A 12,752-nucleotide genomic window follows, 5' to 3' on the forward strand; every position below is an offset into this window, starting at 1 on the left:
TGCCATCCTCACCGCGACGCGCGTGCAAGGATGGAGATCGCTTCCCATACCTGCGGTGGAAGTGCCTTGGCCATCGCGAACGGCGCAGCTACGGGAATGGCCACCACACTCCATCCTTCATGCACCATCTTCAGCGGCGACGGGCGACCGCGGGTTGCATTGCCCTGCTCATCGTACAGGCCACCCCATTGGCCGCCGATCATGTCGTGCGGGCCGGCGAAGTACTCGATAAGCCTGTCCTGCCACGCGCCAGACGCGTACGGCGTGCCCTTCAAGGTGCCCTCGATGCCCTGGATGCCACCGGTCAGCCCGCCCATGCCCTTGCCTGCCGGGCTCTGCAGAAACTCCGACAGCGTCATCTTCGCCTTGGCCGAATCCCATTGCACACGCCCCTTGTCGTCCAAGGCGAGTGCTTTGCTCCCCGGCAGGGTCATGCAGCGCTCGTTGCTCTCCCCGCACAGCTGATCCAGGTCGACGCGCGTACCGCCCAGCTTGATCCCATCGCCGTCAACACCAACGCTGATCCCATTGATGTTGTTGAGCACCGTGGGATCCTTCGAGGTCGGGTCGACTTCGGGATTGGCAGGGTCCACCACGCCGGTAAAGATGCTGGAATTCTTGATCATCTCCTGCCGCATCCAGTCCGCCGCACTGGCCAGCGCCTCCTTGGACACCGCGCTGGTCGCCGAGCCGGTCACCGCGCCGATCAGGATGTTGAGCATCTTCTCCTGCGTGCGCAGTTCATCGGCTTCAGCCTGCAGCGCAGCCTTCTGCTCCGGCGTGGAGGCTTCCTCGTAACGCTCCCTGATGCTGGCACCGCGACTGGCGACATAGCTGCCCACGGCACTATGGGCCTGCTGGGTGAAGGCCGCACTGATCTGCGCTTCGGCCTGCACCTTCTGCGCGAGCTCCACCGGATCCCAGTTACGGATCAGCCCGTTGGCATCGTCGCCACTGAGCACACCGCGATTGAGGCTGGCCAGGGTGTCGTCGATGCTCTTGCCGGTCTTGGCCAGCTGCGCGTTGCCATCGGTGATGGTCAGCCCGCCTGCGCTGATGCCGCTGCGGGTGGTGCTGGCATCGCTGCCCGTGTCGCTGGCATAGCCGGGTGCGGCAGCGCTGGCATCGTTGCCGAAGTTCTGCCAGGACCAGCTGCTGCCCTGCCCGGCCGCACCGGTGGACCCTGGCGTACCGTCGTTGCCACGGCCGCTGTTGCCGCCACTGGACGGGGCGCCGGTGCCGCTCTTGCTGAAGCCGCCGGACAGACTGAGGCTGCTGGCCTTGTAATCGCTGCGGTTGTCCAGATCGCGCACGCTCAAGGTGCTGGTGATCAGCTGGTTGCGGCCGTCGGCGATGGCCTGTTCGCTGGAGGCGATCACGCCACCGATCAGATCGGTGTTGCCGCCCACGCGTACCTGGTAGCCGCCGTCGCCCGCCTTGATCCCGCTCTGCTCGACCACGCTGGCGTAGTCGCCATCGACCTTGGTGTTGCCATAGCTGGCGCTGCCGGAGAAGCCCAACCCGACCGTGACACTGCCGCCGACACTGGTGTCCTTGCTGTGGAAGGTGGAGGTGTCCTGCAGGCTCTCGATGTTGAGGTCACCGCCGATGTCGCCGATCACCTGGCGGCCACTGGCCACCGCGCCACGCAGGGTGGTGTCGCCGCCGGATTGCAGCACCAGCGTGTTGCCCGCATTGACGTGGCTGTTGGTCCAGTTCACGTCGGTGCCCTCACCCTTGCCCTTGGAGCCGCTGGCATTGGCGGTGATGCCGGCGCTGGCGCCACCGGAGCCGATGCTGATGGCCACGCCGACACCGCCGCTGGCCGCGCTGCTCTTGCGATCGGTCTCCAGCGTGTTCTTCGCCGCCAGCAGGGCGATATCGCCATCTGCCCGGAGGTACGCGTTGTTGCCGGCGGTGATGTTGCTGCCGACCACGGTCAGGTCCGAGTCCTTGCCCGCGCCGGTGGCGCTGATGCGCACGTCTCCGCCTGCGGTGATGCTGGAACCGGCGGCGTTGTCGTGCGTAGTGGTGGTCTTGCTGTCGCTGCGTGCGCCGCCCACGGTGATGGAGATGTTGATGCCGCCCGCCGCACCCGGATCGGCCTGCACTGCACCCACCGCTGCCGCCGTGTTGAGCACGGTGGTCGCTGCCGCCAAGGTCTTCATGCGGCTGTCGTCGGTCTGGCTGGCCGCCTTCTTCATCTGCTCGGCGCTCTGGATCGCCGAAATCACCGGCGCGGTCAACGCCACCGTCAGACCAGCCTGGCGGAATTTGTCCTCCTGGGTGGCGACGCCCGTCTCGCGGGCTTCCACGATGTCGACCTTGCGCGCATGGATGTCGATGTCGCCCTCGGGCGCGACGACGTGGCTGCCGACCTGCCGGTAGTTGTTGCCCGCCACCATCACCACGTTGCCCGCGGTGGAGCCGATGGTGGACGCCGCGGCACTGGTGCTCACGTCCTTGGCATCGCGGCTCTGCATCTGCGTGCCGACCGTGAACGCGACGCCGCCGTTATAGAGGAACCCGCTTTCGTCCTTGCGCTTGTAGTGGCTCTCGCCGCGCGTGTTGGTCGCCGCCTGCACGGTCAGATCGTTGTCGGCCAGCAGCACGGTGCCCGCATCGGAGACCACGTTGCTGCCGGTCACGGTGATGTTGCTGCCGCGCACCGCCACCTGGTGCCCGCTGAGCGTGCTGGCGATGGCCTGGGTTTCCTCCAGGCTGTCGCGCGTGGTGTTGGTGGTGGACTTCAACAGCCCGCGATGGGTGTGCTTGCGGCCCTCGCTCCAGTTGTTGCTCTGCTCGCCGCTGGCGATGGTGACGTCGTTGTCGGCCATCACCGAAATCGCGCCATCGCTGCTGTAGACCTGCGCGGCGCGCAGGTCCACGTCGTGGCCGGCCTGCAGCTGCACCGCGCCAGCTGCGTCGATGGTAGTGCCGACCTCGCGCTCGTAGCCTTGGCGCAGGTAATTGTCGTTGTTGCGGACATTGTTTTCCTGGCGTGCCTCGGTGACCGTGCCCAGGGAGAGATCGCGGCCCGCCGCGAGCAGGGTCTGGCCCTGTGCGCCGGCATTGACCACCTGGGCGCCGTCCATGCGCAGGTCGCGACCGGCCTTGGCCAGCAACGTGGCGCCCTGGTCGCTCACGAACAACCCGGCCACGCGGTCGATGTTGGTCCGGCTGAAGTCGCTCAACCCCGCGGTGTTCTGACCGCTGCGGGTGGTGGTGACCAGGTTCAGATCACGGCCGGCGCTGGCGACCAGCACGCTGCGCGCATCGATCAGGCCGCCGAGGTTGTCCAGATCGGTACGCGCGTTGGCACTGACCGTGTCACCGCTGATGCGGCCGTCGAGGTTGCGCAGGTTCTGCGCGTCGATCTTCACCGCGGTGCGGCCGGCGATGGTGCCGCTGTTGACCAGGTCGCCGCGCAGGTTCAGCTCCACCGAGCGGCCGGCCAGTAGCGTGCCGGTGCCGTCGATATCGCCGGGTCGCACGCGAACATACACCTGCGGAACCAGGGCGGTGGTGGTGCTGCCATCGGCCAGGGTGACGCGCTGCTCGACCAGCCAGACGATGTCGCTGGTGAGCTGGGCCATCTGTGCCGGGGTCAGCGCCACGCCGGGGCGCAGGCCCCATGCGTCGGCGATGGTGGCCGCGTTGTCCAGCAGCGCGCGGTACTGCGCTTCATCGTCGGCGTAGCCGTCCAGAAAGCGGCGGCCGGTGAGCTGGGCGACCTGATCGCGGACCAGCTTCTGTTCGTAGAACCCATCGCCCAACCGCTTCTGCACGTTGGCCGGGTCCACCCCCATCTTCTGCAGCAGGTAGTCCGAACCGAGCCAGTTGCGGTAATCGGCAAAACGCGGATCGGTTTCGACCAGGTACTGGCCGGCATTCGGCCCGCTCTGGAACAGGCTGCTCTGCGGCAGTTCGGCCTCCACGCCGATGGTGCGGATCACGGTCGGCTGGTTGCCCGCCGCGCCCTGCGCACCGGTGCCCGCCGTGCTGCCGGGACCGGCCAGCGAGGCCACGCTGGCGCTGACTTCGGTCACCTGGCGCTGCCCACCCACGGCACCGGCATCGGCCGCACCCCCGACCTGCCCACCGACGGAACCGGTGCTGACCCCGCCCACCTGGTAGCCGCTGCCACCGTCGCGGGTGTGCTCGGCCGTCCGGGTCACGCCCAGATTGATGGTGCGCACTTCATCGGCCGGGCGATAGGCGATCTTCCGGTCCCACTTGCGCTCGTGATAGCGCTTGAAACCACCGCGCCAGCGACTGTAGGTGTAGTGGCTGGTGCCTTCCTCGTGCACCCGGTACTCGCCGAATGCGTCGATGTTGCGCAGGTTGCCGAGATCGCCCAGCAACGCGCCGCCGGCCAGGATCTGGCTCTTGTCGTTGATCAGCTCATCGCCACGCAGCGTCATGTTGCCGCCGGAAATGATGCGACCCGGCGCGCTGGAGGTGACCTGGGTTTCGTACTCGGTGTGGGTGACGTCGTACTGGGTCCAGTCCTTGACGTCGCCGTTGCCGTTCTTCCACCAGTACTTGCCGGCACGGCTCCAGCTGGACCAGGTGAACTCGCTGGCATCGTGCATGCCGGGCGTGCCCTTGGGCTGGATGTACAGCTTCTTGGTCGGGCCCACCACCATCACTTCAGTGGTGGCGAAATGCTCGTTGCTGTTGAGCAGGCGCGTGGCATCGATACTCAAGCCACCCAGCGACTCGATGGTCGCGCTGGCGTTGTGCACCGAGCCGGCGCGACCGACTGCATGGCCCTGCGCATCCAGCGCACCGCCGATGTTGAGTGCGCTCTCGCCACCGCCGGCACTGAAGATCAGCGCCTGCTCGCGGTTGACCACGGTGCCGGCGCCGATGTCCAGGCGCTCACGCGCAGCAATGGTGGCTGCGCGGGTGACGCCCTCCAGCGTTTCATCACTGTTGACCAGGGTGGTGGCACCGATCGACAGGCGGTCGCCGTAGATGCGGCCGGTGCCTACGTTGAGGATCACATCGGCATCGACGCGGGTATCCACGCCGTCGATCAGCCCGCGGTTGCCGAGCACGCCATCGGCGCGCACCTGGGTGCGGATGCCGCTGATCTCGCCAGTGGCCAGGTTGTCGATCTGGCCGGCGTGCAGGTCCAGATCACCGGCCTGCACCTTGCCCGCGTTGGTCCACAGCCCCTGCGTGGAGACCGTGGCCTTGCCGTTGGCGGTGATCTGGCCATCGTTGCGGTAATCCTGCTGCAAGGCCAGCACCAGATCGCCCTGCGACAACACCCGGCCCGTGCCATTGAGTGCGTTGGCATGCAGCGTCTGGTTGCCCGCCGACAGCAGCGTGCCATCGGCGTTGCCGACCTGACCGGCGCGCACGTCCAGACTGCCCGCCGAGGACACCAGGCCTTGCTGGTTGAACAGTGCATCACCGGCCTGCAGCGCGATGCGCTGGTCGGCGGCAATCATGCCGGTGCTGTTGTCGATCTGCGCGGCGGCGAGGTCCACGCTGCCGCCCTGCAGGCCGAGTGCAGTGCTGCCGCCAGCGGTGGCGCGGTTGTCGATGCGCGCGGCATGGGCGACCAGATCGCCACCGGCCACGGCCAGGCCGGCCTGGTTGACCAGCTCACCGCTCAGATCCAGGGTCAGATTCTGGGCAGCCTGCAGGCGGCCGCCGCTGTTGTCCACGCGCTGCGCCTGCAGCAGCAACGAGGCCCCGCTGCCGACCTGCCCTCCGCTGCGGTTGTCCAGCGTGGCCAGCCTCGCGTCCAGCGCCGTCTGCGCCTGGACAAGGCCGGCACGATTGTCCAGCTCACCGGCACGCAGTGTCAGCCCGGCACCGCTGACGATGCCACCGCGCGCGCCCGCGTCGGTATTGCCCAGCCGCTGGCCGTGGGTATCGATGCGCATCGCCGCACTGGACTGCAGCAGGCCAGCGCGGTTCTCCAGCGCACCACTGCGGACATCCAGCGTGCCGGCGGTGGCGGCGATGATGCCCTCGCTGTTGTCCACGCTGCCAAGGCCGGTGTCCAGTGCAAGGGATGCACCGGCCAGGGTGCCGCGCACGTTGGCCAGTCCCTGGCTGGCGACCGAGAGCGCACGTTCGGCCTGGATCACACCGGCGGTGTTGTCGATATCGCTCGCGCTGTCGAGCGTGACATCGCCCTCGATGGACGCCAGCGTGCCGGCGTCACGGTTGACGATGCGGCCGGCCTGCACCTGCAGCGTGCCGTTGGCAGCGACGGTGCCGGCGCTGTTGTCCAGCGCCTGCGTCACCGCCACGTCCAGCGTATCGCCCGCGTTGACGGTGCCGCCGCGGTTGTCGAGGCTGCCGGCGCGCAGCTGCTGCGCACCGCCGGAGGCGACCAGGCCGCCCTGGCGATTGTCGAGCAGGCCGTCCACGCCCAGCTGCAATGCACTGTCGCCGGCCGCCTGGACCGTGCCGGCCTGGTTGTCCAGCTGGCCGGCCCGAAGGCTCAGATCACCGGCGCTGGCCAGTGTGCCGCGCTGGTTGTCGATCGCGCCGCTCACCTGCAGCGTGGAGGCCGCCTCACCTGCCGCCAGCAGTTTGCCGTCGCGGTTGGCCAGGCTCCCAGCCTGTACGGCGAGCGCACCATTACCGATGATCTGGCCGTTCTCGTTGAGCAGCGCGTTGGTCACCCGCAGGGCCAGCGCGTCGGTGCCGGTGGCGATCAGTTCGCCATGACGGTTGTCCAGCTGCCCGGCGTCGATCGCCATGCGCGCCGCCGAGGTGATGCCGCCGGAGACGTCAATCGCCTGGCCCTGCAGTTGCAGCGCGCCATTGCTCAGCAGTTTGCCGCCCGCCCCGGCCAGCGTTGTGGCGTTGATATCCAAACGGCCGCTGCCGGCCTGCTGCACCTGGCCGCCCGCGTTGCGCAGCAGGGGGTGTCGATGGCCAGATCGCCGTTGCTGGCGAGCGTGCCGCCGTCGTTGTCCAGTGCAGTGGTTGCCCCGATACGGTTGCCCTCGCTGCCGGTGGCCAACAGCTGGCCGCCACGGTTGTCGAGCGTATCGACCTGGACATCGAGCGTGCCGGCCTGCAGTTCCGCCTGGCGGTGATCGACCGTCCCTGCGCGCAGGGTAAGTGTGCCGGCCGTGGCGATCTCGCCGCGCTGGCCGTCCAGCATGCCGCTGGTGAGCTGCAGGCCGTCGCTGCCGGCGTGCATCAGCTTGCCATCGGTGTTGACCAGCACCGCGCTGGTCAGTGCCAGCGAGGCAGCGTTGCTGGCGAGACTGCCGCCGGTGTTGTCGAACGTGCCCGCCACCTGCAGCTGCGCAGGTGCGCTGCCGCTGTGGGCGATCGTGCCGCTGCGGTTGGACAGCTGCACGGTGCGCGCATCAAGCGCGCCGCCGACGTTCATGACGCCGGCGTCGTTGTTCAGCGCCTGGCCCTGCACGCGCAGGTCACGCCCCGTGGTCAGCTCGCCCTGCCGGTTGGACAGGCCGCCCCCCTCCACCGCCAGATCGCGCACCCCGAGGCGACCGCCGTCGTTGTCCACGTGGCCCGCGCGCAGATCGATATCACCTCCGGCAAGGACCGCGCCGGCATCGTTGTCGAGCACGCCGGCAATCACCACGCGGCCCTGTGCGAGCGGCGCGGTGGCCGGCGGCGTCGAGCCCGGGGTGCTGCCACCGGTGCCACCGTTGCCGCTTCCGGTTCCCGTGCCCGGGCTGCCCGTGCCGTCGCCATCGCCCGGTGAGGTCGGCGCCGTACCGTCCTGCCGGGCCAGTGCGCCGATGCTGCCCTTGTCACGGTTCTCCAGGCGCCCGCTCTGCACCGCCAGGACCTGCACGCCAGCCTGTTCGATGCTGCCGCCGCGGTTGACCAGCGAGGCCGCCTCCAGGTCCAGACGGGTGCCATTGAGCTGGCCACCCGTGTTGTCCAGATCCTGACCGGTGCGCAGGTTCAGTTCACGCCCGGCACTGACCAGCCCTTCGTTGCGCACACCGCCGCTGGCAGCGATACGCGTATCGTCGCGCGCCTGCAGTTTGCCGGTGTTTTCCAGCCGGCCATCGACAGTCACGACCAGTTCGCCGGTCTGCGCCCCGAGGTTGCCCGCGTTGCGCACGCCCACGCCGTGCTCGGTGCCCATCAGCAGGATCTTGTTGGCGTACATGCCGCCCAGCTGGGCCACATCGAGCGCGTACTGCGGCGCATTGCCTTCGGCGGCCTGCGCCTGCACGCGGCCCAGATCGGCGCTCACCGTGTTCGCGCCGGTGGTGACCTGCAGCTGCTGCGCCCACAGGCCCGCATTGAGCTGCACCGAGCGTGCGATCAGATCGGTGTAGTCGACCCGGCTGGCATCCATGCCGGCACCGAAGATGTGGATCGCTCCGCCCTGCACGCGGTATCCCTCCAGCGCACCGCCATTGAACATCGGGGTGCCGGTGGTCAGGGTGATGCGGTTGGCGTTGATGAAGCCGCAGCCATCGCAATCGATGCCGGCCGGGTTGGCGATCACCACCTGCGCGCGGTCGCCGGCCACTTCCACATAGCCGCGCAGCTGGCTCGGGTTGGCGCCATTGACCTCGTTGAGGATCACCCGTGCGGTGCCGCCGGCCAACCACGGATTGCCCTGCACCCAGCCACCGAGCTGCGACTGCGTATTGCCGCGTGAGTTGTTGAGGATGGCGCCCTGCTGGTCAACGTCGAAGCGCTGGTAGGTATTGCGCGAAACACCGGCAGCACTCGGCGTCTGGATATTGATCTGCGGCGTGCCGTTGGCGGTTTCCAGCACGGTCGGGCGCTGGTTCCCGGGGGCATTCGGGTCCGCGACCACCTGCGCCGCCGCCAGGCCGGTTACGCCTACCCAGCCCAGCATCACCCACAGCGCGAACGCCATCGGGCGCAGTGCCGCCGTGCGATCGCCATCCTGCCCGGTACCGGCGCCGCCGGGGCGCGGGGTGATCTCCGCGGCGACCTGCCAGAGCATGAGGGCGTGGTTGAACACGAGGCGGTACAGATGCTTGTTCATGACAATTCCTTTGTATGCGTGCGGTCGGTGCGGCGCGAACGCGCCCGCACTGAAATCAGAACGACCAGCTCAGGGTGAATCCGGTGACGGTGTAGGCGTTCTGGAAACCAGAGGGCTTCTTCAGCGGGGCGCCGACGAAGCCGTCCCAGTACAGGCCGCGATACGACCCACGCAGGCCGATCACGCTGCCCGCCAGGTCGTTGCCTACCTGCCATTGCGTGGCGCTGCCGCCGACATGGCCGTAATCGGCGCCGACGTAGAATTCCTGCCCGCCGCCCAGGGCCAGGCCGATATCGTTGCGGATCAACCAGCCGCGCTCGCCCATCAGCGACATCTCGCCATCGAAGCCGCGCACGGTGTAGCGGCCACCGATCGCGAAGCGGTCCTGCGGCACCAGCCCGCCACGGTTCCATTGCGCTCGCCAGCTGCCGGTGTAGCGCAGGCGCTGCTGGCCGAGCTGGAACGGGAGGCTGAGCTGTGCGTCGGCGAAGTAGATCTTCGGGTGCGAGGTGGCTTCACCGAACAGCTCCTCGGGCGCTGCGATCGAGCCGAAGGCCCCAGTGCCACGGCGGAAGCCGACAGTGCCATCGAGCGTGGCCTGGCCGATGAAATGACGGTGGTTCAGGCCGAGCTCCCAGCCGCCCATGCGCCGGCGCTGGACCAGGATTTCGGTGTCGTCGATGAAGTTGCGCGAGTCGCGCTCCCAGGCACGCAGATACATGCTGGTCTTGCTGCTCGCGTTGCGGAACAGCAGGCGCGTAGCCCGTACTTCGGCGTTGTAGCTCTCGCCGCTGTAGAGATACGACTGCTGGTTGCCGGCCACGGTCTGCTCGTACTCGTAGCCGCTGCGCGTGGCGCCGAACAGCCAGTAGCCGACGGGCACGGAGTAGTGGAAGGTGAAGCCCTTGGTGCCGCGCTTGCCGCCGCTGAACACGTCATGGTTGAGGTTGACGTAGAACAGGTCGTTCTGGCGCAGCGCGTGGTCCAGCGACATCGTCGCACCGGCCTGGGTCTTGCCGGTGGCCTTGCTGCCGGAATCGTCCAGGCTGAGGTTGAAGCGGACCAGCCGTTGCTGCGACCACTGCACCACCAGGTCGCTCTGGCCAGGTGCGGCGTCGGCGCCTTCGGCCGGGCTGATCTGGATGTCGGCCTCGGCGGTCGGCACGCGCTTGAAATTCTCCAGCCCCTGTTCGATATCCCGCAGGTTGAGCAGGTCGCCACTGCGTGCCGGGATCGCGTTCCACAGGGTGGCGTCGCGATGGGTGCCCTCGGCGAAACGGATCTGGCGGAGCGTGCCGGGCACCACGGTCAGTGCCAGCGTGCCGGTGGTGAGGTCCTGCGGCTGGGCCAACACGCGCGTGGTGACGTAGCCGCGCTCGACGATCGCGTTCTGTACCCGCGACATCACCACGTTGATGCCGGCGGTGCCCAGGCAGCGGCCGAGCGCCGGATCGCCTTTGACGTTGGCTGCGGGCAACGCCCACTGGAAACGGTCGGCCTGCTCGCCTTCCAGGGTGATCCGGTTGATCACGAAGCAGGGTGCTTCGTCCTGGGGCAGCCGCTCCGGTGCGGCCACCGGTGCGTCCTGAAGACGTGCATCGGGCCGGGTTTCAAGCTGCTCGCGCAGGGCGCGTTCGCGCTCCTGCTGGCGAAGCAGCTCCTGATCGGGGGCGGGCAGCTGCTGGGCATGCACCGGCGTGCAGATCAATGCGACGGCGGCGGCCAGCGGGGCCAGCGGGGCCAGGAGCAGGGTGCGCCGGGAAGCGCGGTGCATACCGGCGCGAGCCGGGGTGGGTAGTGCGTTGTTTGGCATGCAGGATCTCGAACGTGGGCTGGCACGAACCATCGTTCGCTATAGACCGCCCCTATGGAGGCCCGCCAATTTAAGAGCTATTCGCGACATGAGAACCGTCAAAAACCCCACCCACCCCGTAAGAGAACTACCCGCTCGCTTGTAGGGATTTTCCTAAATAGTCATTTTTTTGACGCAGCGCACATGGAAGGGGACCGCGTGGCCCTTGTTGTGAAGGCGTTTTCACACGTAGCGCCCCGGGCTGCGCGCGGGGCGGCATCGTGCCCGCGGCCGGGCCTGTCGCGTCCGCGCCGCATCACCTCGCCCCACCCTGCGCGACCTGTCGGGATCGAACCCGTACAATGCCCGGTCCTGGCCCTGCTTACGGCAGCGGCCCAGTCCCCTACCCCGCAGCTGCCGGCCACTGGCCGGTCTCTGCCGTTGCACCCGCGCGCCGGCATGGCCGCGGTGCGCCACCTGTCAGGAAACATGCTGATGACTCACCCCACCCCACCGTCCCAGTCCCTGCTGCACGGGCGCCTTCTTGCATTCGCCGCGATCCTGCTGGCCGCGTTGAACCTGCGCACCGCGGTCACCTCGCTGACCCCGCTGCTGGATGTGCTCGGCCAGACCTTCGGCTTCGGCACCACCATGACCGGCGTGCTTGGCATGCTGCCGACCGCAGCGTTCGCCCTGTTCGGCGTGACCACCCCGGCAGTGGCGCGTCGCCTGGGCCTGGAACGGACCGCCCTGCTGGCCATGAGCCTGGCCACCGCAGGGCTGCTGCTGCGGTCGATGGCCGGCGGCGTGGGCAGCCTGCTGTTCGGCTCGGTGGTGGCGCTGGCCGGCATGGGCATCGGCAACGTGGTGGTACCGCCGCTGGTGAAGCGCTACTTCGCCAACCGCGTGGGCACCATGAGCACGCTCTACATCACCGTGTTGCAGATCGGCACGATGATGCCGGCCCTGTTGGCGGTCCCGGTCGCGCAGCAGGCGGGCTGGCGTGTGTCGCTCGGCATCTGGGCGCTGATGTCGCTGGCCGCGGCGCTGCCGTGGCTGATGCTCTCGCGTGCACGGCCGCACCCGGACACGATCAGCGCGGCCAACGATCCGTCCAGCGCGCCGCACGGCAAGGTCTGGAAAACCCCGCTGGCCTGGGGCATGACGCTGATGTTCGGCATGACCTCGCTGATGACGTACTCGATGTTCACCTGGCTGCCGCGGATCGTGGTCGAAGCCGGTGCGACGCCGGCCTTCGGCGGCATCATGGTGGCCATCTTCGCGGCCTGCGGCCTGCTGCCGTCGCTGACCATGCCGGCCCTGGCCGTGCGCCTGCGCAACCCGTTCGGGCTGGTGCTGATCGGCTTCAGCGCGTTCCTGATCGCCTTCGCCGGCCTGTTGTTCGCGCCGATGAAGGCCCCGTGGCTGTGGGCGGTGCTGCTCGGCATCGGGCCGTCCACCTTCCCGCTGGCGCTGACCCTGATCAACCTGCGTACCCGCACGCCCGCCGGCTCTGCCGCGTTGTCCGGCTTCATGCAGGGCGTGGGCTATGCCTTCAGCTGCCTGGGCCCGTTCCTGTTCGGCTGGCTGCATGCCGTCAGCGACGGCTGGCACCTGCCGTTTGCTTTCCTGGTGCTGTGCGCGGTGGTGCTGTTGTGCGCCTCGTGGGTCGCCTGCAAACCGCAGAAGCTCGAAGACCAGTGGTAAGCGCCGCTGGCGCGTCCATCTACACGCGTTGTGCGCAACTGCTGACGTAGCGTGTCGCTAACTGACCCGGTGTGCTGCACCGGGCAGTGTTCGGAGCCGCTGGCGCCGCCAGCCGGCTGAACAGCTTCATCGCGATGGAGTGCGCTTTCCATGCTGGCGACATGGGTTGAACGTGTAGCAATTCAATGACTTGCCTCTCCCCTCCGGGTTCCACCCGGGGGCTGATCGGTCGTACCCGCGTCTTGACGATTTGGCAACAACTGC

The 12,752-nt window shown here is 68.2% G+C and carries 4 protein-coding genes; 1 reads left to right on the top strand and 3 read right to left on the bottom strand.

Annotation, left to right across the window (positions count from 1 at the left end):
• Positions 1–8 precede the first annotated feature (8 nt).
• From BIZ42_RS03205 to BIZ42_RS03215, 3 genes are read right to left on the bottom strand one after another with little or no spacing between them, the layout of a single operon-like run.
• Complete coding sequence (locus BIZ42_RS03205) at positions 9–6,848, bottom strand: hemagglutinin repeat-containing protein (RefSeq protein WP_156785681.1); 6,840 nt, start codon at positions 6,846–6,848, stop codon at positions 9–11.
• Positions 6,800–8,989, bottom strand: coding sequence for a filamentous hemagglutinin N-terminal domain-containing protein (locus tag BIZ42_RS03210; protein ID WP_070425532.1), 2,190 nt, complete (start codon positions 8,987–8,989; stop codon positions 6,800–6,802). Before BIZ42_RS03210 ends, BIZ42_RS03205 begins: the two co-directional genes overlap by 49 nt.
• A gap of 55 nt (positions 8,990–9,044) precedes the next feature.
• On the bottom strand, positions 9,045–10,763 hold the full coding sequence (locus tag BIZ42_RS03215; RefSeq protein ID WP_070425533.1) for a ShlB/FhaC/HecB family hemolysin secretion/activation protein: 1,719 nt from the start codon (positions 10,761–10,763) through the stop codon (positions 9,045–9,047).
• A gap of 513 nt (positions 10,764–11,276) precedes the next feature.
• On the opposite strand from BIZ42_RS03215, the gene BIZ42_RS03220 reads away from it, so the two are divergent.
• Positions 11,277–12,488 carry an MFS transporter gene (locus tag BIZ42_RS03220; RefSeq protein ID WP_070427430.1) on the top strand — a complete coding sequence of 404 codons (1,212 nt, stop codon included), beginning with the start codon at positions 11,277–11,279 and terminating at the stop codon, positions 12,486–12,488.
• The last annotated feature ends 264 nt before the right edge of the window (positions 12,489–12,752 follow it).

Origin of the sequence: Stenotrophomonas sp. LM091 (assembly GCF_001806305.1) — a bacterium.
GTDB lineage: Bacteria > Pseudomonadota > Gammaproteobacteria > Xanthomonadales > Xanthomonadaceae > Stenotrophomonas > Stenotrophomonas bentonitica_A.

Bases quoted from the DNA above. Each gene is read 5' to 3' on its own strand.
- BIZ42_RS03210 (WP_070425532.1), bottom strand. From the start codon at position 8,989: ATGAACAAGCATCTGTACCGCCTCGTGTTCAACCACGCCCTCATGCTC.
- BIZ42_RS03215 (WP_070425533.1), bottom strand. From the start codon at position 10,763: ATGCACCGCGCTTCCCGGCGCACCCTGCTCCTGGCCCCGCTGGCCCCG.
- BIZ42_RS03220 (WP_070427430.1), top strand. From the start codon at position 11,277: ATGACTCACCCCACCCCACCGTCCCAGTCCCTGCTGCACGGGCGCCTT.